The sequence below is a fragment of the Methylorubrum sp. B1-46 genome (assembly GCF_021117295.1).
GTDB lineage: Bacteria > Pseudomonadota > Alphaproteobacteria > Rhizobiales > Beijerinckiaceae > Methylobacterium.
This window is the reverse complement of record NZ_CP088247.1, coordinates 3,055,289-3,078,766: the sequence shown is the minus strand read 5'-3', so window position 1 is coordinate 3,078,766 and position 23,478 is coordinate 3,055,289. Positions and strand designations below refer to the sequence as shown.

The 23,478-nt window shown below is 70.7% G+C and carries 18 protein-coding genes; 4 read left to right on the top strand and 14 right to left on the bottom strand.

Going from position 1 to position 23,478, the window contains the following annotated elements:
- Nucleotides 1–35: 35 nt before the first annotated feature.
- Entirely contained in the window at nucleotides 36–1,085 is a 1,050-nt protein-coding gene (locus LPC10_RS14185; RefSeq protein WP_231342618.1) for a substrate-binding domain-containing protein, read from the top strand.
- Between the two features lie 366 nt (nucleotides 1,086–1,451).
- A complete protein-coding gene (locus LPC10_RS14180) occupies nucleotides 1,452–3,128 on the top strand; it encodes a methyl-accepting chemotaxis protein (RefSeq protein ID WP_231342610.1) in 1,677 nt (558 codons plus the stop codon).
- Nucleotides 3,129–3,430: 302 nt separating this feature from the next.
- On the opposite strand, the gene glp is transcribed toward LPC10_RS14180, so the two are convergent.
- Genes glp through LPC10_RS14160 form a run of 4 tightly spaced genes read right to left on the bottom strand, consistent with a single transcriptional unit; the run spans nucleotide 3,431 to nucleotide 8,297 of the window.
- Nucleotides 3,431–4,681, bottom strand: a complete 1,251-nt coding sequence (gene glp, locus LPC10_RS14175; RefSeq protein ID WP_231342596.1) for a gephyrin-like molybdotransferase Glp — start codon at nucleotides 4,679–4,681, stop codon at nucleotides 3,431–3,433.
- A gap of 3 nt (nucleotides 4,682–4,684) precedes the next feature.
- Nucleotides 4,685–5,221, bottom strand: coding sequence for a molybdopterin-guanine dinucleotide biosynthesis protein B (gene mobB, locus LPC10_RS14170; protein ID WP_231342592.1), 537 nt, complete (start codon nucleotides 5,219–5,221; stop codon nucleotides 4,685–4,687).
- Nucleotides 5,218–7,194, bottom strand: a complete 1,977-nt coding sequence (locus LPC10_RS14165) for a molybdopterin biosynthesis protein (RefSeq protein WP_231342590.1) — start codon at nucleotides 7,192–7,194, stop codon at nucleotides 5,218–5,220. The genes mobB and LPC10_RS14165 overlap by 4 nt, the downstream gene beginning before the upstream one ends.
- Nucleotides 7,191–8,297 (bottom strand): molybdopterin-binding protein, encoded by a 1,107-nt coding sequence (locus LPC10_RS14160; protein ID WP_231342588.1) that lies wholly within the window; start codon nucleotides 8,295–8,297, stop codon nucleotides 7,191–7,193. The genes LPC10_RS14165 and LPC10_RS14160 overlap by 4 nt, the downstream gene beginning before the upstream one ends.
- Before the next feature lie 248 nt (nucleotides 8,298–8,545).
- Between LPC10_RS14160 and LPC10_RS14155 the strand changes: the two genes are divergently transcribed.
- A complete protein-coding gene (locus tag LPC10_RS14155) occupies nucleotides 8,546–9,856 on the top strand; it encodes a c-type cytochrome (RefSeq protein WP_231342585.1) in 1,311 nt (436 codons plus the stop codon).
- A gap of 24 nt (nucleotides 9,857–9,880) precedes the next feature.
- Here LPC10_RS14155 and LPC10_RS14150 read toward each other — a convergent pair whose 3' ends face one another.
- The 10 genes from LPC10_RS14150 to LPC10_RS14105 all read right to left on the bottom strand — a co-directional run bounded on the left by LPC10_RS14150 (nucleotide 9,881) and on the right by LPC10_RS14105 (nucleotide 22,258).
- Nucleotides 9,881–10,054 (bottom strand): metallothionein, encoded by a 174-nt coding sequence (locus tag LPC10_RS14150; protein ID WP_231342582.1) that lies wholly within the window; start codon nucleotides 10,052–10,054, stop codon nucleotides 9,881–9,883.
- Between the two features lie 366 nt (nucleotides 10,055–10,420).
- On the bottom strand, nucleotides 10,421–12,289 hold the full coding sequence (locus LPC10_RS14145) for a response regulator (RefSeq protein WP_231342579.1): 1,869 nt from the start codon (nucleotides 12,287–12,289) through the stop codon (nucleotides 10,421–10,423).
- Complete coding sequence (locus LPC10_RS14140) at nucleotides 12,286–14,007, bottom strand: response regulator (RefSeq protein ID WP_231342575.1); 1,722 nt, start codon at nucleotides 14,005–14,007, stop codon at nucleotides 12,286–12,288. Before LPC10_RS14140 ends, LPC10_RS14145 begins: the two co-directional genes overlap by 4 nt.
- Nucleotides 14,004–15,089, bottom strand: coding sequence for a chemotaxis-specific protein-glutamate methyltransferase CheB (gene cheB, locus LPC10_RS14135; protein ID WP_231342572.1), 1,086 nt, complete (start codon nucleotides 15,087–15,089; stop codon nucleotides 14,004–14,006). Before cheB ends, LPC10_RS14140 begins: the two co-directional genes overlap by 4 nt.
- Nucleotides 15,086–17,326 (bottom strand): response regulator, encoded by a 2,241-nt coding sequence (locus LPC10_RS14130; protein ID WP_231342569.1) that lies wholly within the window; start codon nucleotides 17,324–17,326, stop codon nucleotides 15,086–15,088. Before LPC10_RS14130 ends, cheB begins: the two co-directional genes overlap by 4 nt.
- 22 nt (nucleotides 17,327–17,348) lie before the next feature.
- Complete coding sequence (locus LPC10_RS14125; RefSeq protein ID WP_231342562.1) at nucleotides 17,349–19,037, bottom strand: methyl-accepting chemotaxis protein; 1,689 nt, start codon at nucleotides 19,035–19,037, stop codon at nucleotides 17,349–17,351.
- Between the two features lie 62 nt (nucleotides 19,038–19,099).
- Nucleotides 19,100–19,657: a chemotaxis protein CheW gene (locus LPC10_RS14120; protein WP_231342560.1), complete on the bottom strand. Its 558-nt coding sequence runs from the start codon at nucleotides 19,655–19,657 to the stop codon at nucleotides 19,100–19,102.
- Nucleotides 19,654–21,129: a protein-glutamate O-methyltransferase CheR gene (locus LPC10_RS14115; RefSeq protein WP_231342559.1), complete on the bottom strand. Its 1,476-nt coding sequence runs from the start codon at nucleotides 21,127–21,129 to the stop codon at nucleotides 19,654–19,656. Before LPC10_RS14115 ends, LPC10_RS14120 begins: the two co-directional genes overlap by 4 nt.
- Before the next feature lie 10 nt (nucleotides 21,130–21,139).
- Nucleotides 21,140–21,637: a chemotaxis protein CheW gene (locus tag LPC10_RS14110; protein ID WP_231342556.1), complete on the bottom strand. Its 498-nt coding sequence runs from the start codon at nucleotides 21,635–21,637 to the stop codon at nucleotides 21,140–21,142.
- 138 nt (nucleotides 21,638–21,775) lie between these two features.
- Complete coding sequence (locus LPC10_RS14105) at nucleotides 21,776–22,258, bottom strand: MucR family transcriptional regulator (protein WP_231347049.1); 483 nt, start codon at nucleotides 22,256–22,258, stop codon at nucleotides 21,776–21,778.
- Between the two features lie 594 nt (nucleotides 22,259–22,852).
- Between LPC10_RS14105 and LPC10_RS14100 the strand changes: the two genes are divergently transcribed.
- Entirely contained in the window at nucleotides 22,853–23,296 is a 444-nt protein-coding gene (locus LPC10_RS14100) for a hypothetical protein (RefSeq protein ID WP_231342553.1), read from the top strand.
- The last annotated feature ends 182 nt before the right edge of the window (nucleotides 23,297–23,478 follow it).

Sequence of the window (23,478 nt, the reverse complement as noted above, 5' to 3'; positions counted from 1 at the left end):
CGGAGCACGCAAGATCAATAGGAAAGGCCTTGCATATGTCCATCCAGGACGCGTCCGCTGTGCTGCTCAACCCATCGGAGCCGGCCGGGCGCGGCGTGCGTCTTCACGTGGACGGTCGCTGCGAGGGCGCTTCCGCCTTCGCGCTGCGCAGCGCCCACGCCCTTCTCGACGCGCTCGGCCGGTCAGGCTCGCTTCAGGGCGCCGCCGAGCGGCTCTCGATCTCTTACCGCTCGGCCTGGGGCCAACTTGAAGCGCTCGAACGAGCTCTCGGCCGCCCGGTCGTGGTGAAGACCAAGGGGCACGGAACCGCGCTCACCGCTTTCGGCAGGGCGCTGCTGGCGCTGCTCACGGCCTCCCAGAATCGTCTCGCCCCGGCGCTCGCGGCTGAGGAAATGGCCCTCACGGACGGCTTGCGGCGGCTGCTGGAGCCGGCGGATGCCCGCATCCGTCTGGCCGCGAGCCACGACCCGCTGCTGGTGGGGGCGATCGAGGCCTGGCGGGAGATCGACCTGATGGTCGCGGGCAGCCTCGATGCCCTGGCGCGGTTGCGCGACGGGACCGTCGATGCCGCGGGCTTTCATTACGGCGCGGACGGACCGCCGCCGCCGCCGTTCGACGCCGTCTTCGCCAATCGTGATCTCGCCGTGGTCCCGCTGTTTCGCCGGGAGCAGGGCCTCATGTTGGCGGCCGGCAACCCGCTCAAGCTCGAAACCATCACCGACATTGCCGTGCGGAAGGCCCGCTTCGTCAACCGTCAGCGCGGTGCCGGCACCCGGATCTGGTTCGAACGACTCTGTGCCGAGGCCGGTCTGGCGCCGGAAGCTATCGTCGGCCACCACACGGAGGAGTTCACTCACCAGGCAGTGGCAGCCCTCATCGCAACCGGTGCGGCCGACGTCGGCATGGGCACGCGCGCCGTCGCCGAGCGTTTCGCGCTGGATTATCGTCCGCTGGGCTGGGAGGTCTACTTCCTCGCCGCGCGCGCCGGCCTGGGCGCCGGACGGCTTGCAGCCTTTCGCGAAGATCTGTGCGTTCGGGCGGGCCGCGCCTCGGGTTACGCGCCGCCCGATGACGTCCGCGGATAGGCGTCGTCCGACACGCTGCGCGGCATGATGCGGACCGCAGAGGGGGAAAGAAGGCCTGGGCGATCCGCCCACGAGCGGCCATTCCAGACGCAGTCCAACCGCGCCTTGCAGGTTGGTGCGATAGAGCCTGGAAGCGGGCCGAAGCTTCCAGCGTCGAGGTCGCGAGCAGAGCCTAAAACTTCCGAGTAGGCTCAATCAGCATACGCCTTGAAAGCAAGCCGACGAACGGTTGTTCAGGATCTGATACTTAAACACCAAGATTTGATCAATCGATACAGAATATGATTTATATTTCAATCTGGCTTTTGACGATTGCTTAGCGAAAATCCTTGTATGGCCTCTTTGTTCACGAGTTAGGCCGGGCCGATGAAAATCAGTCTCAAGAGTGCTCTTGCAGGATCGTTCGCGACACTTCTGGCACTGGCCGTGGCCCAAGGGGCCGTTGGCCTGGTGAAGCTCGACGCCATTTCTGAACGGACCGGAGAGCTGCTCGACACGACGATCCCCTCCATGAACGAGGCGAACGCCATCAATGTCCTCGTCACCCGTGGGCGGCTCTGGCAGTTCCGCTACGCGGCCGCAACGACCGAGGGCCTGAGGGCGGAAGCGATGGCCAAGGTCGAGGAATTCATCCGCGACCGGACTGCCAAGATCGAAGCCTTCAAGGCTTTCATCAGTACGGACGAGGAGAAGAGGCTCTACGCCGACCTCGTGGCGAAGAACGAGCTTCTCAAGCCAACCTGGAAATCCCTGCGGGACATGCCGTTCGGAAGCCGGGATGCGTCCATCCTTCATCTCAACGGCGAGATGTACGGCCCTTACCGGGCTGTCGCGGATGCGACCCGCGCGCTCGTCGAGCTGAAACTGTCCCAGGGCAAGAACGTAGGCTCGGAGATCCGCAACGAACATTCCTCCGCCATCCGTGCAATGCTGGTGACCCTGGGTATCGCCGTTCTCCTCGCGCTCGGCGCAATGGCGTACTCCTTCTTCGGTGTGTCGCGTCCCATCACCCGCATGACCGAGCGGATGCGTCGTCTGGCGGACGGAGACGCGCAGGCCGAAATCCCCTACGCGCAGCGTCACAACGAGATCGGCTCGATGTCCGCCGCCGTGCGGGTCTTCCGCGACAACCTGCTGAGGTCACGCGCCCTCGAGGAGGAGACCGTGTTGGCGCGCGCCTCCGCCGAGGAGCAGCGCAAGGCCGGGATGCGGCAGATGGCCGATGCTTTCGAACGGTCGGTGGGCGGCATCGTCGGTGCGGTGTCGTCTTCCGCGACGGAACTCCAGGCGACCGCGCAAACGATGACGGGCACGGCGGCCGAGACCGCGAACCAGTCGGTGAGTGTCGCCGCCGCCGCCGAGCAGGCGGCAACCAACGTCCACACCGTCGCTGCCGCGGCCGAGGAGCTCGGAAGTTCGGTCCAGGAGATCGGACGCCAAGTGTCCGGCTCCTCCGACCTCGCCCGCGTCGCCGTCGGAGAGGCAGACCAGACCCTGCATTTGGTTCAGGCCCTGAGCCAAGCCTCGGCCCGTATCGGCGACATGGTCGGGTTGATCGCGAACATCGCCAGCCAGACCAACTTGCTGGCGCTGAACGCCACCATCGAAGCGGCGCGGGCCGGCGATGCGGGCCGGGGTTTTGCGGTCGTTGCCACGGAGGTCAAGGAACTGGCCGCGCAGACGGCGCGAGCAACCGATGAAATCGGAACGCAGATCGGGCAGATCCAGGACGTTACAGGGCAGGCCGTAGCCGCCATCGGCTCGATCACGAAGCGTATCCGAGAGATCAACGGGGTGGCCTCCTCGATCGCCGCGGCGGTGGAGGAGCAGGGCGCGGCGACCCAGGAGATCGTGCGCAATGTTGCCCAGGCCTCCGCAGGCACCAGCGAGGTAACGAACAACATCGCAGCTGTGGCGCAAGCCTCGGAGGGCACGGGGGCCGCTGCCAGCCAGGTCCTGTCCGCGGCCTCCGAACTCTCCCGTCAGTCCGAGCATCTCGGGACCGAGGTGACGCGTTTCCTTGCCACCGTTCGGGCAGCGTGACCTCGACCCGCCAGACCTGGCCATAGTAAGCAGCCTGATCCGCTCTCCGCTCGATCAGAGCGGGGAGCGGATCAGGCAGACTGCGCGGCGCTTGAGGAAGGCACCCATCGCGCCAGCGGGATGGGATCCCGCCAGGGCCAAATCCGCCATCCCGACGGGATCGACCGGATTGGGTATGACGCGTCAGTCCGACGTCGGCTTCCGTCAAACAAGCGGATGGAAGCGGCCCCTCGGGTCCACAAGGGGTCGAACATCGACCCTGCCGAGGCTTCCAGACTGTCCGGCCTCGACTCCGAGGCCAGCTACCAGAGCAGTGCGTGCGGATAATAGGCCAGCGTGTCGCCGGGGGCGACGCCGGTCGTGTCGTCGTGCAGTTCCACGAGCCCGTCGCTCTCGGTGAGCGAAGTCAGCACGCCCGCCCCGTCGCGCGGAAATTTTCGGGCTTCCAGCGCTCCTCCGGCGTCGCGGAAAAGGCTGACGCGGACGAACTCGCGCCGTCCCGCCTTCTTGCGGTAGGCAAAGCCTGCCCGCACCGGCCAGGACAGCGGCGGCTCGTAGAGCGCGCCGCCGAGGCGGGCGAGCAGCGGGCGCACCACGAAGAGCAGCGTGACGTAGACCGCGACCGGATTGCCCGGAAGGCCGATGAAGGGCGTGCCCGCCACCAGCCCCGCCGCGACCGGGCGGCCGGGCTTGATTGCGAGGCGCCAGAGCATCAGCCGCCCCTGCGCCTCGACGGCTGCCTTCACGTGATCCTCCTCGCCGGTCGAGACGCCGCCGGAGGTGAGGATCAGGTCGTGGTCGCCTGCCGCTGCGGCGAGGTGGGCCGGCAGGGTCGCGGGGTCGTCGCGCAGGATGCCGAGATCGTCCACCGCGACGCCGAGCCGGGTCAGCAGGGTCGCGAGCAGCACGCGGTTCGAATCGTGGATCGCGCCGGGGCGCAGCGGCGCGCCGGGCTCGGTCAGCTCGTTGCCGGTCGAGAACAGGGCGACGCGCAGACGGCGGCGGACCGTGATCCGCGCGTGGCCGGTGGCGGCGGCGAGCGCCAGATCCTGCGGGCGCAGGCGCCGCCCGGCGGGAATCGCGAGGCCGCCGAGGCGCAGATCCTCCCCCGCCGGCCGGGCGTTGGCGCCCGATTTCAGACCCGCCGGAAGGGTGACGCGGTCGCCTTCGCGGCTCACGTCCTCCTGCATGAAGACCGTGTCGGCGCCCGGCGGCATCGGCGCGCCGGTGAAGATGCGGATGGCCGCCCCCTCCGGCATGGCGCCCGCGGCGGCACCGGCCGCGAGCCGTCCGGCCACCGGCAGGATCGTCTCGCCCCCCGGCGCGAGGTCGGCGAAACGCACGGCGTAGCCATCGACCGCGGTATTGGCAAACGGCGGCAGATCGTGCGCGGCGAAGACGTCCTCGGCCGCGATCCGCCCATCGGCGAGGCCGAGCGGCACACTTTCGGTGCCGGCGATCACGGGGAAGCGCTCGGCGATCGAGGCCAACGCCTCCTCCACCCGCATCAGCTTGCCGCCGAAGGCGAAGCAGTCGTCGGTGAGCTGTGCCATCGCTCAGGATCTTTCCAGCCGGGCGAGCACCGGCTCAAGCGCCTCGGCGCGCTCAAGGACGAGCCCGGCGATCGCCTCGATGTCGTCGAGCCCGACCACCGGCAGGCCGGCCTGCGGGAACGGCACGTCGCTTGCGATGCCGACGATGTGCGGATCCTGACCGTGCAGCGGCGGACGGCCGTTGGCCGCGCGGAAGACTTCGAGCTTCGGGTGCACCTCGCGCTTGAAACCCTCGACCAGGGCGAGCCCGCTCGGCGTCAGCCGCCGCAGCAGGTCGGGCAGCGTGGCTTCCCCGCCCTCCTCCACTTCGCGGATCTGTGCCCAGCGCCGGGCGGAGGAGACGATGACCTCGCTCGCCCCGGCCTGCCGGTGGACGAAGGAATCCTTGCCCGGATGATCGATGTCGAAGGCGTGGTGGGCGTGTTTCAGGGTCGCGACCCGCACGCCGCGCGCGACGAGCACGGGGATGAGGCGGGCGAGCAAGGTCGTCTTGCCCGCCCCGCTCCATCCGGCGAGACCGATGACGCGCAGACTGTTCACGAGCCGCCTCCGCCGGGTTCGAAGCCGAGTTCGGTTAGGGCTGCCTCGGCCGCGTCGGTGCCGAGCAGCGCGAGGAAGGCGGCGAGCGCAGGCTTTTCGCGGCCCGCCGCGCGGTAGGCAAAGTCGTAATGCTCCTGCGCCAGGGGCAGGAAGCCGAGGCCGTAGGCGCGCGCAACGCTCGCGATCGCCACGCCCCAATCGGCCCGGCCCTGCGCGACGGCTGCCGCGACGGCGTTGTGCGAGCGCGGCTGGTTCCAGAAGCCCGGCGGCCGGGCGGCGCCGATCAGCCCGTCCACGAGGAGGCGGGTGCCGGAGCCGGCATTGCGGTTGACCATCACCGAATCCGGATCGGCGAGCGCCGCGCTCACCGCGTCCGCCGCACTGCGGCCCTCGAAGCGGGCATCGCCTTCGCGAAAAACCACGCCCTGCAGGCGTCGCCAGCCGGGGGCCAGCGCCATGGCGGGTTCGAGGAAGGGCGCGTTGTAGCGGCCGGTCTCGGGGTCGAGCAGGTGCAGGGCGGCGAGGTCGCACTCGCCCCGGCGCAGGGCCGCGAGCCCCCCGGCCGAGCCGACCCAGACCGTGCGGGCGCGAAAGCCCCGCTCGGCCAGAAGCCCGATCATGCGGTCGAGCCCGACGCAGTGGCTGCCGATGAGGGTGAGGTCCGGCGGCCGCACCCCGGCGCCGAGGCGCACGACGGAGACCGTCTCACCGGCCTCCAACCCCGAGCGCGCGGCGGGAACGGCGAAGAAGCCGTCGGCCTGGGAGAAGGCGGTGACCGAGCCCGAGCCCTTCGGCAGCGGCAGGGCGACCGGGCCGTCCTGCCCTCGCGCGAGGGAGGCCATCACGAATTCGGTGCGGCCGAGTTCGGAGGCGAGCCGCTGCGGCAGGCGGGCCGTGACGGCCTCTTCCTCCCGCGGCGGAAGCCCCCCGAGCGCGCGCACCAGCGGCACCACGAATTCGTGGAAGGTGAACATCGCCGAGGTCGGGAAGCCCGGCAGTACCACCACCGCCTTGCCCTCGGAGACCGCGAGGCAGAGCGGCTTGCCGGGCTTCAGCGCCACGCCGTGAACGAGGATGCCGGGCTCGCCCAATCGCGACAGGATGCGGTGGGAGACGTCGCCCGCCCCCTTGGAGGTCCCCCCCGACAGAACGACGAGGTCGGCTCGCGCCAGGGCCTCGCGCAAGGCGCGTTCGAGGGCGGCCTCGTCGTCGCGCACGATGCCGAGCGGCACCGGCTCGCCCCCGTTCTCGGACACCGAGGCCGCGACGATGGCCCCGTTCGAATCGTAGATCGCACCCGGCCGCAGCGCCTCGCCCGGCGCGACGAGTTCGTCCCCTGTCGAGAGCACGGCCACCCGCGGCCGTCGCACCACCGCGATCTCGGACAGGCCACAGGCGGCGAGCATCCCGATCTCGCGGGCGGTCACCACCGTGCCCTTGCGCAGCACGGTCTCGCCGAGGGCCATGTCGGCGCCGGCATAGCCGACGAACTGGCCCGGCCGGACCGGATTCGTCACGTCGATGGCGAGGGCGTCCTCGAAGAACTCGGTCTGCTCGACCATCACCACCGCATCCGCGCCGCGCGGAATCACGCCACCGGTGGCGATCGGGGTAGCGGTGCCAGCGGCGACGGGGAGCGCCGGGGCGACGCCGCAGGCCAGGATCTCGCGGTTGAGCGAGAGGCGGCGCGGCCGTGCGGCATTGGCGCCCTCGGTATCGGCGGCGCGCAGGGCGAATCCGTCGACCAGGGCGCGGTCGAAGGGCGGCACGTCGATGGGCGAGGCGACATCCCGGGCGAGCACGCGGCCGAGGCTCTCTGCCAAGGGCGCGGTTTCCGGGGGAAGCACCGCGTGAGGAATGCCGGCCCGGAAAGCGGCCAGCGCCTCCTCCCGGCTCATCACCGTCAGGAACTGCTCCTGCCTGGCCGCCGCGGCGAGGCGCCGGGCGAACTCCATCTCGCGCTCCGTGCTCACAGCGGCACCACCTCGACCTCGCTGCCCGCGGGATAACCCTCCCGCTCCGGCGGCACCAGCACGGCGCCGTCCGCCTCGATCAACCGCCGCAACGGCAGATCGGCCCCGCCGAGCGGTTCGATCTCCGATCCGTAGCGGCGAAGGTAGACGATCTCAGAAAGGCCGACGGTAGATGTGATCTTGCGCCGGAGCGTGCCGGTTCGCGGCGTCCATTCGACAGCCTCGGCCAAGGTCGCTCCGGCCAAGGCGGCGATCAGCGGGCGGCCGAGAGCCAGGAAGGCGGCGAGCGCTGCGTCGGGCCGTCCGGGCAGGAGCAGCACCGGCCGTCCCCCCGTCTCGCCAAATCCCGCCGTCTCGCCGGGGCGCAGGGCAAGGCCGTGGGCAAGCACGCGGCCTGCCTCGGCCAGCCCTTCGGCGCTGCGGTCGCTGCGGCCGAAGCCGGTGCCGCCGAGGACGAAGATCGCGTCGGCCCCCTCGGCGGCGATGGCCCTTGCGATCGGCTCCGGGTCGTCCGGCACCGCGACCATTTCGGCGGCTGCGCCGGAAGCTCCAATCAGGGCAACGAGCGTCGGCGACAGCGCATCCGGCTCGGGCGCGCCCGTCGCGATCAGGCGGATTCGAGGCGTGCGGATCGCGACATTGCGAACATCCGCGGCGGCGAGCGCGAGGCAATGGCGCGGCGTGACCCGCTCGCCCGCCGCGAGGAGGATATCGCCTTCGGACCCATCGTCGCCCGGTGCGCGGGTGCCTTCGCCCGCGCCGATCTCGGCGACGGCGTCGCGGCCTTCCAGCCCTTCGGCGGGCAGCACAGCGTCGGTGCCGAGCGGCATGGCGTCGCCGGCCTCAACCCAGACGGGCGGGCGCGGCAGCATCACCGGTGCGTAGGGCGAGGCGCCGCCGATCGCGGCAGCCTCCACCGCGAAGCCATCGCGCAGGGCGGTGCGTTGGGGCGGGATGGCTCGGGAGGCGTGAGCCGTCGCCGCGGCGATGCCTCCATGCGCCTCGACCAGCGAAACGGTTCGCGGCGCGACCGGTGCGGCGAGGCTGCGCAGCCCGGCAAGGGCTTCGGCCAGCGAAATCAGGGCGGCGGAGGGCGTGCGCATGGCTCAGTCGTGACTCGGCCGTGCGCGTGCGGACCGTACGGTGCGCGCCATGGTGATGACCTGAGGGGTGTCATCCTGACTCATCGCCGTGAGCGATGCGCCATCGCCGGTCGCGGATCAAGGTTCGCTGGTGTCCATTCGGTGCTCTTCCCGCCCGCCGCATGAGACAGAAACTCTCACCCGCGCGGGCGGACACGGCCCCGGCCTCTCGCCTATGGTCCACCGCGCGGAAGCAAGGTGGGTTGGCGATGCGGGTGACGCAGTTTGTCGGAGTGATCGCTGCCCTGCTGCTCGCGCTGCCGGCGGTGGCGCAGATGCGCGGTCACGGCGGGCCGGTGCGGGCGCTCGCGATCACCGGCGACGGCCGGCTCGCGGTCTCGGGCGGCTTCGATCAGGCGGCGATCGTCTGGGGGCTCGACACCGGCGCGGCCCTGAATGTCCTGCGCTTCCACGACGGTGCGGTGAACGCGGTGGCCACCCTGCCCGACGGCCGCTTCGCCAGCGGGTCGGAGGACGGCCGCATCGCTCTGTGGCGGCTCGGTCAGACCGAGCCGGAACGCGTTCTCGAAGGGCATGCCGGCCCGGTCGCAAGCCTTGCCGTGTCGCCCGACGGCGCGGCTTTGGCGTCCGCCGCCTGGGACGGCACCGCGCGAATCTGGCCGCTCGCGGGAGGCCCGGCGCGAATTCTTGAGGGACACAAGGGCAACGTCAACGCGGTTGCCTTCCTGCCCGATGGCGGGCTCGTCACGGCCGGAGCCGATGCGAGCGTGCGGATCTGGACGGAGGACGGCCAGCCCGTCACGTCGGCGACGCTGCCGAGCGCGCTCAGCGCGCTGGCCGTCACCGCCGACGGCGAGATCGCTGCGGCGGGGGCGGATGCGACGGTGCGGTTTCTCGGACGCGACGGGCGCGAGCGGGGGCAGGTCGAACTCGGGCCCGCGCCGGTGATCGCGCTGTCGCCCTCCCCCGACGGCACCCGGATCGCCGCAGCCAGCGCTGGCGGAACCGTCGCGATGATCGACCGGGCCGGCCGGAAGGTCCTGTTCAACCTTGTCGGGCCGGGCCTGCCGGTCTGGTCGGTGGCGTGGCGGCCGGACGGGAGCGAACTCGTCACCGGCGGCGGCGACCGCCTCGTGCGGCGCTGGAACGCGAGCAACGGCGAGCCGATCGGTCCACTCGCCATGCCCCGGCCGGCGGATGTGCTGGCGGCCTTCCATGGCGAGCGCGGCGCGGAGGTGTTCCGCGCCTGCGTGGCCTGCCACACTCTGACCCCCGACGAACCACCCCGCGCCGGTCCGACGCTCGCGGGCATCTTCGGCCGGCGCATCGCCGCCATTCCGGGCTATCGCTACTCCGAGGCGCTGCGGGGCATGGACATCGTCTGGACCCCGGAGACGGTTGCCCGCCTATTCGAGGTCGGGCCCGCGCGCTACACGCCGGGCACACGCATGCCTGAGCAGACGATCAACAGCGCCGAGGACCGCGAGGCGCTCATGCGCTTCCTCGCCAAGGCGACGGGCGCGTCGGAGACCAAGGCGGGGACGACCGCGCCGAACTGATTCGCCGCGGCCGAATCCGGAAAGTCAGCCGTGGCAGGCGCAGCCGGCATGATCACAGCCGGTATGATCCGGATGGCCGTCGGCGCACTCGTCGCAGCAGAAAGCCTTGTCATCGCGGGTGACTGCCTTGGAGAGCGAGACCACGCACACGCAGTCCGGGCACGCGCACTTCACCATCTCGACATCGACGCTCGCCATCGGAGCCATCCTTCTTCGTTGAGAGAAAACTTCGCGCGCCGAAGCGGAACGGCGCAGGATCATCTTCCTCTGAAGGCGAGCGGAGTGCAATCCTTACGCGCAAGTCTTTCGCAGACGTGGCCGCGGTATCACAGGTCAAGCCGGGCATCGAAGTCTTCTTTAGAACCGTAAATCAATGTCGCCACCTTGCGTGACGAAATCAAAACGCCCCCGAAGTGCAACACTATAGCATGTCACCGCATCCAGCGGCCGGGTTCGGCCTCGGCGCCGGGAGCCAGATGAACGGCGGTGAGGGTGCAGCTATCGGTTGCGCCAGGCCGGCGCGCGTGTGCAGCTCGGCCTACGAGGCGCCGCCGGATCCGGAGGTCAGACCGCCGCTTCGAGGAGCTGCGACACGCGGGCGGCGAGTTCCGCGGAGGCGAAGGGCTTCGTCATCACCGGCAGATCCTCCGGGATCTGAACGGCCTCGGCATGGCCCGTCAGCAGCAACACCGGCAGGCCGGCGAAGCGCTGCCGGATCGCGCTGGCGAGCTCGACGCCGGTCATGCCCGGCATGGCGAGATCGGCCACGACGAGGTCGAAGCTGTGCCCCTGTTCGAGCAGGGCTAGGGCGCTGCGGCCGTCGGGCGCCTCCGTCTCGGAGTAACCGAAATCGTTGAGGAAGGAAGCGGTGACGTGCCGAACCTCCGGGTCGTCGTCGACCACGAGGATGCGTGCCGGACTTGCCGCGGGTGGCACCACGGGCACGACCTCCGGTTCCGTACCCTCGATGGTGCCGACGGCGCGCGGCAGGGCGAGCTCAATCCGGGTACCCTGCCCGACCTCGCTGGTGATGCGCAGGCGCCCGCCCGCCTGCTGGGCGAGGCCGAACACCATGGCAAGCCCGAGGCCCGTCCCCTGCCCCACCGCCTTGGTGGTGAAGAACGGTTCGCAGACCCGCTCCAGGATTTCCGGCGGGATGCCGGTGCCCTCGTCGGCGACGGTGAGGACGGCGTAGGTGCCCGGCTTGAGATCCGGATCGTCGTGGATCTCGGCGCGGCGGGTCGAGATGGTGACGGTGCCGCCGTCCGGCATCGCGTCCCGGGCGTTGATGCAGAGGTTGAGCACGGCCAGTTCGAGCTGGTCGGGATCGACCATCGCGAAGGGCATGTCGGGCTCAAGATCGCGCTCGACCCGCACGAGGCTGCCGAGGCTCGAGCCGAACAGCGCGCTCATGCCCTCGATCAGCGCATTCGGGTCCACGGGCCGGGCATGAGCGTCGTTGGAGCGGCTGAAGCTCAGGAGCCGTTTGGTGAGGGCCGAGCCGCGCTGCGCCGCGCCGGTGGCGTTGTCGACGAGGCGCTTGACCCGCGGCTGGTCGGCGATCTTCGGGCCGACCAGTTCGAGGCTGCCGAGGATGGCGGTAAGCAGGTTGTTGAAATCGTGGGCGATGCCGCCGGCCAGCGTGCCGAGCGCCTGCATCTTGTCGGACTGGCGCAGGCGTGCCTCAAGGCTCTTCTGCTCGGTCACGTCCCGCTCGATCGTGGCGAGATGCGTCACCTCGCCGGCGCCGCCGCGGATCGGCACGCGGATAATGTGCGACCAGCGCTCCGCGCCGAGCGCACCGCGGGCGGTCACCGTCGATCCTGCCTCTCCGGCGGCGATCGCGCGGCGGTCCACACCCTCTGCCTCGCGGGCCTCGGCTGTGTCTGCGACCTCGATCTCGGTGCGGCCCAGGCAGGCCTCGACCGTGCTGCCGACGAGGCCGGCCTTGCGCGCGTTGAGGCGCACGAAGCGGCCCTTCGCGTCCTTGAAGGAGATCGCTTCCTCGGCGTGGTCGAGCAACCCGCGCAGCAGAGCGCGTTCGGTGGCCAGATCCCGGCCCAGGCGGTGGCGCTCGTAGGCGTTGCGCACCGTGGCGCGCAGCAGGGTCGGATCCCAGGGCTTGGCGACGTAGCCGATGATGCCGCCGCGGTTGAGCGCCGCGATCACCGCCGAGATGTCGGCGTAGCCGGTGAGCAGGATGGCCTGCGCCTCGTGGAAGCTCCGCGCCTCGGCCAGCAGGGCGTCGCCGGTCATGCCCGGCATGCGCTGATCGGAAACCACGACGGCGATGTCGGGATCGGCGCGCAGGATGTCGAGCGCCTCCTCGGGTTTGGCCGAGGTGAGCACCCGGTACTCGTCCTCGAACAAATCCTCCAGAGCGATCAGGATGTCCGGCTCGTCATCGACGGCCAGGATCGTGCCTTTGCTCATACCGGTGCCGGTTGCCTCGGAATGCCGATGACGAAGCTCGCGCCGCCGCCCGGCGCCGTCTCCACGGTCAGCGAGCCGCTATGCGCCTGAACGACGCTGTACGCAATCGCCAAGCCGAGTCCGGTCCCCGATCCGACCGGCTTGGTCGTGAAGAACGGCTCGAAGATCTTTTCCCGCAGATCCTCCGGAATGCCCGGCCCGGTGTCGCTGATGCGGATCATGTCGGTCTCGGCGTCCGAATAGGTCGACACCGTGATCGTGCCCTCGCCGTGGATCGCGTCCGCGGCGTTGCCGAGGATGTTCATGACGACCTGATTGAGGAGCGCCGGGGTGCAGGAGATCTCCGGCCGTCCGGAAAAGTCGCGTGTCACGTGGATGCGCGTGCCGAGCTTGTGCTGGATCAGGGCCAGCACCGTCTCGATCGCCTCCGGCACGTTGACGAGGCCGCGCTCGCCCTCGTCGAGCCGCGAGAACTTGCGCAGATTGAGCACGAGATCCTGAATGCGGGTGAGGCCGAGCCGCATCGAGCCGACGCGGTCGCGCGCCTTCGTCAGTGCCCGCTGCCCCTCGGGCCCCTCCGGCGGCGGCAACTCGCCGAGCAGGCGCTCCACCGTGCCCTGATGCGCGAGGATGAAGGCGAGCGGGTTGTTGATCTCGTGGGCGATGCCGGCCACCAACTCGCCGAGCGAGGCCATCTTGGCGGCCTGGACGAGCTTGGCCTGCGCTTCCGTGAGCTTTCGGTTGGCGTCCTCCAGGTCGCTGTTGGCCTGTTCCAGCGCGTCGGCCAGAGCAGCGCGGGCGGCGGCGGCCTCGGCCTCGGCGCGGGCTCGTTCCACTGCCCGCTCGCGGTCGCCGAATTCGCCGGAGATGCGGCGGTTGTCCTCCTCCAGCAGACGGCGGCGGACGAGGCCGCGCACCCGCATCGCCAGCACCTCGCCGTCGGCCTTCGAGACCACGTCGTCGGCGCCCGCGGCGAAGGCGGCCACCAGCAGGCTCTTGTCCGGCTTGTCCCCGGCCATGCCGACGAGCGGGAAAGCGTTGCCGCCCCCCTCCGGCGCCTTCATGCGGCGCTCGGCGATCTCGGTGCAGAGCGCGATGCCGTCATAGGCGCTGCCGACGAGGTCCAGCGTGACGCAGTCGAACCCGGCGCCCGGCTCGTCGAGGGCGGCAAGCGCCGCCGAGCGGTCGGCCGCGGCGACCACGGTGTGGCCCTCCTGGGTAAGGAGCCCGGTGAAGAAGGCGCGGTAGGTGGCGCTGCCGTCGACGACGAGAACCCGGCCGCGGCGGAAGGCGGCGCCGGACGGGCCTTCCGTGGCGCTGTTCTTGCGCTCGCGCAGCAGGGCGCGGATGCGCAGCACGAGGAGATCGCGGTCGGCGGACTTCTCGACATAGGCGTCGGCGCCGCTCTCGAAGCCGTGGCGCTCGCCGTTGCGGGTGCCGGTGAGCATCACCACCGGAAGCGCGCGGGTGCGCAGCGACAAACGCATTTGCCGGGTGAACTCGTCGCCGTTCATGCCCGGCAGATGGTGGTCGGCGACGACGAGGTCGGGGAGGTCGGTGTTGAGCAGGTCGAGCGCGGCCTCCGCCGTGGCGCAGCGCTTCACCGAGAAGCCCTGCGCTTCGAGCTGCAGCCGCAGTTCGAGCGCCTGAGTCTCCGAATCCTCCACCAGCAACAGCCGGTGGCCGGACGCGGTGGCGGGCTTTGCGCTCGCGGTCATGCCGGCTTCCTCTGTGCGAGCCGCACGAGATGGGGCGCCACCTGATCGACGGGCAGCACGCGGGCGGCTGCGTTGAGGCGCACCGCCGCCGCGGGCATGCCGTAGACGACGGCGCTGCTCTCGTGCTCGGCCACCGTGGCGGCGCCGGCCTTTCGCATATCGAGCAGGCCCTGCGCGCCGTCCTCGCCCATCCCGGTGAGGAGCACGCCAATGCCCTGCGCCCCAGCCTGCCGGGCGACGGAGCGGAACAGAACGGTCGCGGCCGGGCGCTGGCCGCCGACGGGCGCGGCGTCGCTGACCCGCAGCATGCCGCTCGCGCCGAGTTCGAGATGCCGGTCGCCCGGCGCGACGTAGACGTGGCCGGGCTGCATCGTCTGCCCGTCCCGCGCCACGTTGACGGCCAGCGGCACCACGCCGTCGAGCCAACTCGCGAAGCCGTCCATGAAGGCCGCGCCCATATGCTGGACGAGCAGAACGGGGAGCGGGAAATCCGCCGCGAGGCCGCCGATCACCTTGGCGAGCGCGGGCGGGCCGCCGGTGGAGGCGGCGACCGCCAGCACGCTCGGCGCGGCCCCCGGTTCCGAGAGGAGCGGCAGCTCCGGTGCGGAGGCGGACTTGCGCGCGCTCCATTCCGCGCCGATCGGCCGGCGGCGGATCACCGGTACGGCGGCCATGATGCGCAATTGGGTGCAGATCTGGCCCGCGACCGCTTCGTAACCGTCATTGGTGGTGGCCACCGGCTTCTCCACCACGGAGAGAGCGCCGGCCCGCAGGGCGTTCATCGAAATCTTGAGCGAGGAATCCTCGACCGAATCGGCGATCACCACGATCGGGGTCGGCCGGCTCGCCATGATCCTGCGCGTCGTCTCCAGCCCGTCGATGCCGGGCAGGCGGATGTCCATGGAGATCACGTCCGGCCGCACGGTCTCGATCGCCGCCAGCGCCGCCTCGCCGGATTCGACCGCGCCGGCCAGTTCCAGGCGCGGATCGCGGGCGATGATGTGGGTGAGGAGGATCCGCACCACGAGCGAATCCTCGACAACCAGAACGCGCACGCGCGGATTCTCAGCCCCTCCGTTCACAGCAACTGACCGATGGTATCCAGGAGTTCGCGCTGATCGAATTTCTGCTTGGTCAGGTAGGCGTCGGCGCCGAGTTCCAACCCTCTCGCCACATCCTCCTCGTCGCCGCGCGACGTCATCAGCACGATGGGGAGCCGCGCGAAGTCCTCCTCGGCCCGCAGCGCCTCGACGAGGCCGAAGCCGGTCAGCCGCGGCATCTCGACGTCGGCGACCACGAGGTCGACGGGTTCGATCCGCGCCCGCAGGCGGTCGAGCGCCTCCTGCCCGTCGACGCAGACGATCACGCGGTAGCCCGCCGCTTCCAAGATGCTCTTCTCCAGGGTGCGGGTCGTGATCGAGTCGTCCACGACAAGAATCGTCGAACGTCGCTTTTCCGAGATCGTTCCGCTGCCGTCCTCCGCTCCTTTCGTCGGATGCCGCATGGCCCGTGGGCCGGCGCGGCCGATCCGGTCGATGAGTCCGTCGGGGTCGAGCACCAGGGCGGGGGTGTCGGTGCCGAGGATCACGGTTCCGGTCACGAGCGCCGGATCGCTGCCGATCGGGGGGGGCGGCAGGACGAGGAGCGTGCGCACTTCCTCCAGGCGATCGACGGCGAGCAGGCAGCGCCCGCGGGTGCCGCGCAGACGCACGACCGGGATCGTTCCCCCCTCCGCGCGGCCCACGCCGAGGCCGAGCAGGTCGCCGAGTTCGGCGACCGGCAGCGTCACGTCCTCGCCGCCCTCACCCGCCACCTGCGCGACCGGGCGGCCCGCAACGGTGGAGAGCGCCGAGGGATCGAGCCGCGTGAGCGCCTCCGCGGATCCGCTCGGCAGGGCGAACCGGCTCCCGCCGGCGGTGACGATCACCACCGGGCGCCGGGCGGCCGAGAGCGGCAGGGTGAGGATCAACGAGGTGCCGTGCGGCTGGCGGCGGGCGAGCTGCACTTGGCCGTGCAGGGTGCGGGCGACCTCGGCCACCACCGATAGGCCCATCCCGCGGCCCGACAGCGCATCGACCGCCCCGGCGGTGGAGAAGCCCGGCTCGAACGGCAGCGCGAGCAGCGCCTCGGCCTCCAGGTTCTCGCCCGGCGCGATCAGTCCGCGCTCGCGGCCCGTCGCCTCGATCGCCGCGAGGTCCGGGCCCCGCCCGTCGTCATGAATGCCGAGCACCAGCCGTCCGCCCTGCGCCTCGACGGTGAGCATGATCGCGAGAGCAGCAGGCTTGCCCCGCCGCTGCCGGATCTCCGGGCTCTCGGCGCCGTGGCTCAGCGCGTTGCGCAAGGCGTGCAGCACCGGATCCTTGAGCGCCTGAAGCATCGCCCGGTCGACCGGCACGTCGAGCCCGCGCGTGGTGACGTCCACCTCCTGTCCGTCGGCGCGTGCGAGGTCCCGCACAGCGCGGGCGAGACCGCCGAACACCGTCTCGGCGGGCACCAGCGCGAGGCGTTCGGTCTCCTCACGCAGCCGGCGGGCCGCCGTCTCGACGGAAAGAACCGCGGCCTTGTGCCCCTGCGCGAGGTCGGCGGCCTCACGGGCTAGCGCCGCCAAACCGGTCTCGACCTCGGCCAGCCCCTGGCGCAGCGCGGCCATCTCGGACGCCTCCGCAGCGGCGGGAGGGGAAACGGATACGCGGCGGACGGCCTCGGTCCGCCGTCGAAGCGCATTCGCGTTCGCCGACAGCCGCGCGATGCGCTCGCCGACGCTCCCCTGGGCCGGCAGCGCCGCCCAGAGCCCGTGGCTCGCCCGCGACAACGATTCGACCGCGGAGGCGGGAATGCGCAGCACGGACTGCGCGGGCTCGCTGGACGGTTCGCTCGCGGGCGCGGGCGGTATGGCCGGCGTCGGAGGTACCGCGGCCGACGGCGGAGCCTGAGCCGTCGCCGAGACAGCCGGCGCGCCGGGATCGAGGCAGGCATTCAGCGCCGCCAGCGCATCCTCGGGCATGCTCGCCGCCCCGCTCGCGCTCGCGGCGACAAAGGCCTCGATCCGGTCGAGGGCGAGATGGGTCGCGGCCCGCGCCTCGCGGTCGAGCGGGCGCTGCCCGGCGCTGATGCGCTCGAACAGGGTCTCCAACTGGTGCGAGACCGCTTCCACCGGAGGCAGGTCGACGGCGCGAGCCGCGCCCTTCAGGCTGTGGGCCCGGCGGAACACGTCGTGCCAATCGACCGGCCCCTCCGCGGCGAGCGCGGTGCGGATCGCGTCGAGATGCTCGCGGTGCTCGATCTCGAAGGCGGCGAGAAGCTGCTGGCGGATATCCATGCGGCGGAGCGCTCGTCCGGACCTAGAGCCGGTAGCGCTCGGCCAGCGCCATCAGGCCCTGCGCCAGTTCCGTCAGGTTCGCCGAGGCCGTCTCGACCTCGCGTGTGCCGGCGGCCGTCTGCTGGCTCGCCTGCCGGATGTTCTGCAGCGCACCCATCACCTGCTCGATCCCGAGCTGCTGCTGGTTGGTCGAGGCCACGATCTGCTGGAAGGTCTGCACGCCCTCCTCCACCCGCGCGGCCATCTCCTCGATGGTGCGGACGGTGGAATCGGTGCGGTTCTTGCCCGCTGCCGCGCGCTTCACCGCCTCCTCTGTCAGCATCACCGAGGCGTTGATGCCGCGCTGGATCTCACCGAGGATGCCGCGCACCTGCGCGGTGGCGCCCTTCGCTTGGTCGGCGAGCAGCTTCATCTCGGAGGCGACGATGGCGAAGCTGCGCCCGCTCTCGCCCGCCGCAGCCGCCTCGATGGCGGCGTTGAGGGCGAGCAGGTGGGTGCGCTCGGAGATGTCGTTGACGGTGACGATGATTTCGCCGATCGCCTGGGTCTTCTCGGAGAGCGCGACGATGTTGCCGGCGACCGCCTCGCCCTGTTCGCGGATCGATTCCATGGCCTTGGCGGTGTCGGTGGCCGCGCGCAGGCCCGAGCGGGCGGTCTGCGCCGCGGCCTGGGCGGTGGCGATGACCTCGGTCGCCCGCTTCGAGATCTGCGCCCCCGAGTGGGTGATCTCGTCGACCGTCGCCGCGGTCTCCTGCACGGCCGCGAATTGCTCCTCGACGCTCGCCGCCTGCTCCTGAGCCGAGGCCCGGATTTCGGCGGCGGCCGCGTTGAGGTCGGCGGTCGCCGCGCGGTTGGTGCGGGCGAGGTCGGACAGGCCCGCGACCATGCGGTTCAGCGTGTCGCCGAGCCGGCCGATCTCGTCGTTGCCCGTGCGGTTCAGGCGGCCGGTCAGGTCGCCCTCGCCGATCTGCGCGACGAAGCGCATCACGTCCTCCAGGGGGCGCACCACCGCGCGGCTGATCAGCACCGTCACCAGGATCGAGAGCAGGACCGAGGCGGCGACGGTGATGGCGACCGAGAGGATGCTGTTGCGGTAGATCTCGCTGACGCTGCGCTGGCCCGCGCCGATGACGCCGTCGAGAGCCGTGCGGGCGTTGGCGATGCTGCGCAGCAATCCATCGTGGAGCCGGTTGACCTCTTCGTTCTTGCCCTCGACCGTGGCGATGTCGCGGCCGTCCACCGCGCGCAACTGCTGCTCGCTCGCGATGCGGACCGCGCGGAAGGCTTCGGCGGTCTCGGTCATCACGGTGGCGAGGCGGCCCCAGGCCACGACGCGCTCCGCCGAGAGCGCACCGGATTGGAATTCCTTCACCTCTCCGGTGATGGTGGCGAGGAGCCGGTCCAGTTCCGCCACGTTCTGGCGCCAGCTTCCCAGGAAATCATCCTGCCGGGCCTGCGCCGATTGTCCCTGTCCTTGCGTCAGGACGGCGATCACCGCGTTGCGGCGCACGAGACCCATGTTGCGTGCGACGTTGCCGAGATCGTCGAGCTGGCGCAGCACGCCGACGTCGCGGGTGACGATTAGGTCGGTCATGTCGCGCACGCTGCCGATCTGACGCAGGGCGTAGGCGCCCAGAGCCGCCACGATCAGGCTGGCCGCCACGAAGCCGAGGAGGATGCGTTTTCCGATCGAGAGCGACACGGGTGACATGGCTCCGGCAGGCGTGCGGGGGGGCGAAACTTCGTCCGAGAGTTGGACGGTTTCTTGGACGATCAAGTTGTGAAGCGGGCGAGCAGGGCCGGTAGATCGACGAGGGAGAATCCCTCGCGGATGTCGCCCGTCCTGTCCGAGCCGGGCGGTGCATAGCCCGAAAGCGGGCCGCGTCCCAAACTTTCCGGTCTGGCTGTCGGCCGTGCCAGCGCGGCGTCGATGTGCGCGATACCGAGCGCGCGATCGACGGCGAGCGCCACTGGCGGCTCCTGCACGCGCAGGCGCACCACGTGGCCGGTCTCGTCCTCGCCTTTCGTTCCGAGCCCGAGGCAGGAGGCGAGGTCGAGCACGCTGACGATCGCGCCCGACACGGCGGTGATGCCCTTCAGCGCCGGCGGCGCGCCGGGCAGGCCGGTGCAGGGTCGCTCGAGGGCGACGCCCGCGACCGCCGCCAGCGACAGCCCGTAACGCTCCGGCCCGCAGGCGCAGACGAGGTAGGCGGCGGTCTCGACCGTCTCCTCCTCGCCCGCCCGGCGTGCGGCGAGCGCGGCGGCGCGCGCGTCGAGCAGCGCGGCGTGGCGCGCCTTCGGGTCCGCTCCGGCGGTCAGGCCGATCTTCATGCGTCACTGACCGTGATTCCGGCCAGGACGCGGCGTGCGCTGTCGGCCAAGCGTGCGGCGCTCACTCCGTCTCCCTCCGGCAGGATCGTCTCCGGCGGCAGTCCTTGCGCGAGGCGCAGCGCATTGTCGAGGGCGCGGGCGGCCTCGGAGCGGCGCCCGCCGCGGGAAAGGAGCAGCCCGAGCTGGAAATGGGCCATGATGAAGCCGCGGTCGAGGAACAGCGCGCCCCGGAGAGCCCGCTCGGCCTCCCGCTCCCGTCCGAGATCGAGGGCGAGAAGGCCCTCGTAGTAGCGCAGGGCCGGATCGGTGGCGTAGCCGTCGATCTCCTCGCGCAGCCGGCGCCAGGCCCGCGCCGTCTCGCCGGCATCGGCCATCACGCGGATCTCGGCCAGGAGATCGCCCGGCGAGAGCGGGTGATCCGTCGCGGGCGCCGCCGGGATCGGAATCGGCTCCGGCAGGACAGTCGGCGGACGCGATGCCGGAATGTCGGGGACATCCACCGGCACGGGCGGCGGCGCGAGTGGAATCGGGGCCGCATCGAGGATCGCAGAGATGAGAACCGGCGGCGGCTCGATCGTCGGGGTATCGAGCGGGCGGTAGGCGACCGTTCCCGGCAGGGCGACCGGCTGCAGCCATTGGGAGAAGGTCGGGTTGGGCTCGGCGTGGCCGATCAGGAGCCAGCCCCGCGGGTTGAGCCGTTCGCCCAGGGCCCGGACGATGCGGTTGACGTGATCGGGACTGAAATAGATCAGGACGTTGCGGCACAGGATGAGATCGAAGCTCGCTGGCGTGCGATCGCTCCCATCGATCAGGCTCAGCAGGTTCTGCCGCTCGAAGCGGACCATGCGCCGGAAGGCAGGCCGAAGGGCGTAGCCGCCATGCGGCAGCCCCGGCCGCGCCGGCGTGCGACGAAACCAGCGGGCGCGCTCCTCGGTGTCCAGGGTGCGCAGGGCCCACGGTCCGAACTCCGCCGCGCGGGCGGTGGCGAGCGCCGCCGCGCTGAGATCGGTGCCCAGAATGGTCACGGACCAATCGGCGAGCGCCTCTCCGAGGAGATCGTGGACGAGGATGGCGATGGAATAGGGCTCCGCTCCGGTCGAGCAGCCGGCGCTCCAAATCCGCAGGCGGCGCGTCTCGCTGCGCGCCTCGATCAGTTCGGGCAGGATCGTCCCGCGCAGGGCGGCGAATTGCTCGGCGTAGCGGAAGAAGAAGGTTTCGCCGATGGTGATCTCGGCCTCGAGCGCCGCCCATTCCTCGCGCCCGGCCGGCCCGTCGAGCAGGGTCAGATAGGCGGCGCAATCGGCCAGACCGCGCACGCGCATCCGCTTGCGCAGACGGTCGAAGAGCAGATCGTCCTTGTCTTCGTAGTAATTGTGCCCGGTCTGGGCGATTAGGCGCGCCTTCAGGGCGGGAAAGACGGGATCGACCGTCGCGCTCGCGGCGCGCCGGTGCCGCTCCGTAGGGCCGGTCACGATCGGGGTCTCAGGCCGGGCGCGCGCCCTCGGGCTCGAACCGGGCGAGCCGCGTCGTCGCCTGCCGGGTCAGCGCGTCGAGCCGGGTCCGCTCTTCGAGGGTGAGGATCCGGTCGAGCGAGAGGAGATGCACGAGCCGACCGGCCCAGGCGAATTCGCCGACGACGCAGCCGTTCAGGCTGCGGGCGACCTCGACCGGCCGCAGCGCATCGGTCTCGACCTGGATGAGATCGAGCGCACGGTCGACGAGAAAGGCGATGGCGCCCTGCCGGGCCAGCAGGACGTGCCGGTAGGGATCGTCGCCGCCGGCGGCGCGAAGGTCGAACAAGGCGGCGAGATCGATGACGGGCACCGGCTCACCGGCCAGGTTGAGGAAGCCGGCGAGCGGCCCCCCCGCGGCCGGCGGCGCGTGCAGGCGCGGCAGAGGAAGGATCTCGCGGATCTCGGCCCGCGGCAAGGCGCAGGTCGTGCCGGCGAGATCCAGAAGAAGGGTGGGCAAACCCGGCATCGCATGTCCTCGGGGCGGCACGCCGCCGGAAGCGGACAAGGGTCCGCTCGTCGTCTCGATCATGCGGTTGACGCTCGCCGAAGGCAAAGGTTTCACGACCGACCGATTGGGCCGGCCGTTGCGGCGACGAGCGTCGGATCAGGCGACCTTCTGGCGCGAACGGGACTTCGGCTCGGGCGCGGGAGCCTCTTCCTCGATACGGCCGCCCGGCCGTCCGAGACCGATCGACTTCGCCAGCGCGGAGCGCTGCGCGGCGTAGTTCGGGGCGACCATCGGATAGTCGTTCGGCAGGCCGTAGCGCTGGCGATACGAATAGGGGTCGAGACCGTGGGTGCCGAGGTGGCGCTTCAGGGTCTTGTAGGGCTTGCCGTCGATGAAGCTGATGATCGCGTCCGGCGTGACGGACTTGCGGATCTGTGCGGAAGACGGCTTCTCGATCACTTCCTCGGCGGGAGCGGCGGCGGCCTCGGGACTGCTCAGGCCGGTCAAGGCGGCGTGAACGTTGATGATCAGGCCCGGAAGCTCGGAAGCGGGGACTGAGTTGTTCGACACGTACGACGAGACGATATCGCTCGCCAGCTCTACGAAATCGTTGAACGATTTTAGATTTTCTTCTGTCATCCTGCGTGTCCGTTCCGAGGGCCCCCGGGCGCCAAGATCATACGTGATGCGCAGCGATGCAAGAGAAGAATTAAAAAAACTACGCCAGGCTTGTGGGTATTGAGGGGAGAGCACGCAAGTTCATCGTTGCCGGCGAAGCGTAGAAGGTTAAGTCGAGCGCAAGCTCGGGCGGCGCATAGGTGCATCTGAGCTAGACCTTTTCCAGGCTGCCTCGGGCGGCGCGGCCGGCAGGGCCGCCTCCGGAATTTCATCTAAGCGACGATGAGTTCTCGAAATTCTGAGCCGTGCTCGCAATCTGTGGTGATGCGCTCGGCGTCCAGCGCGGACGGGCGAGGCTCCAGCCTTCGAGGCGCCCGCGCCCGAAACGCCAAAGTCCGCGAGAGGCGATCGGTCGCGCGCAGTCTGACTCACGGCCCAGGGCTCGGGTCGTCCGATTTGAGTTCAATCGCGTCGAACGACGTGATTGCGGAGTCCGCTTCTGAATCCCGGATCGCGCCGATGCCGATTTTAGCGGCAAGGCACGAGCATGAAGCCGATCGCAGTATTCCTTGCCCCTGTCTGCAGCCGCCGGTCCATGCTACGGGGACGGCACCCATGAAGTCCGCCCGTCCCATCGCGCTCTGGCTGGCGGCGGTGATCGTCACGATCGCCGCGTCGCTGATGCCGTCCGGCGCCCATGCGCATGGCGGCCACCGGCTCGCGCCTGGCACGCAACCTGTCGCTGCCCCACCCGCCGATCTGCTGGTCTTGGCCGGCGTCGCCGCGGATATCCGCGTCTCAGGCTCGGCGACGACCGCACGGACCTTTGCCGGCACCGCGGTCGAGGCTGTTCGTCCGGCATGTGCTTGCCCGACGTGCTCGGTCGGCGGTGCCTGCGGACATGCGCCGGCGTTCTGCTGTGCCGTTGCCCTCGCGCCTTCGCTGTTTCCGGGACTGGCTCCGATGGCCGCGCGCGATCGGGCGCGCGCCGGCGATGGGCCGTACTGGGCGGGCATCGTGCCCGAGCTGCAGGCCGAACCTCCCAGACGCCCCGTCTGACCGCGTGTCCTCCGGCTGCCGTGTGACGTCACCTTCGCCGTGAGGGTTTGATCGCGCCGTCCGACGGTTCCGTGGCGGCCCTGAGAGCCTCGACCCTGTCGCTCCCTCAGGGCCACGCATCGGCTCCAGCCCAACGGCCTCGCGGAACGAAGCCGATCCGCCTTGAGAGCGCCGACGCTCAC

Coding starts and splice junctions, on each gene's coding strand:
- LPC10_RS14185 (WP_231342618.1), top strand. CDS start 36: ATGTCCATCCAGGACGCGTCCGCTGTGCTGCTCAACCCATCGGAGCCG.
- LPC10_RS14180 (WP_231342610.1), top strand. CDS start 1,452: ATGAAAATCAGTCTCAAGAGTGCTCTTGCAGGATCGTTCGCGACACTT.
- glp (WP_231342596.1), bottom strand. CDS start 4,681: ATGGCACAGCTCACCGACGACTGCTTCGCCTTCGGCGGCAAGCTGATG.
- LPC10_RS14160 (WP_231342588.1), bottom strand. CDS start 8,297: ATGCGCACGCCCTCCGCCGCCCTGATTTCGCTGGCCGAAGCCCTTGCC.
- LPC10_RS14155 (WP_231342585.1), top strand. CDS start 8,546: ATGCGGGTGACGCAGTTTGTCGGAGTGATCGCTGCCCTGCTGCTCGCG.
- LPC10_RS14150 (WP_231342582.1), bottom strand. CDS start 10,054: ATGGCGAGCGTCGATGTCGAGATGGTGAAGTGCGCGTGCCCGGACTGC.
- LPC10_RS14145 (WP_231342579.1), bottom strand. CDS start 12,289: ATGAGCAAAGGCACGATCCTGGCCGTCGATGACGAGCCGGACATCCTG.
- LPC10_RS14140 (WP_231342575.1), bottom strand. CDS start 14,007: ATGACCGCGAGCGCAAAGCCCGCCACCGCGTCCGGCCACCGGCTGTTG.
- LPC10_RS14130 (WP_231342569.1), bottom strand. CDS start 17,326: ATGGATATCCGCCAGCAGCTTCTCGCCGCCTTCGAGATCGAGCACCGC.
- LPC10_RS14125 (WP_231342562.1), bottom strand. CDS start 19,037: ATGTCACCCGTGTCGCTCTCGATCGGAAAACGCATCCTCCTCGGCTTC.
- LPC10_RS14120 (WP_231342560.1), bottom strand. CDS start 19,657: ATGAAGATCGGCCTGACCGCCGGAGCGGACCCGAAGGCGCGCCACGCC.
- LPC10_RS14110 (WP_231342556.1), bottom strand. CDS start 21,637: ATGCCGGGTTTGCCCACCCTTCTTCTGGATCTCGCCGGCACGACCTGC.
- LPC10_RS14105 (WP_231347049.1), bottom strand. CDS start 22,258: ATGACAGAAGAAAATCTAAAATCGTTCAACGATTTCGTAGAGCTGGCG.
- LPC10_RS14100 (WP_231342553.1), top strand. CDS start 22,853: ATGAAGTCCGCCCGTCCCATCGCGCTCTGGCTGGCGGCGGTGATCGTC.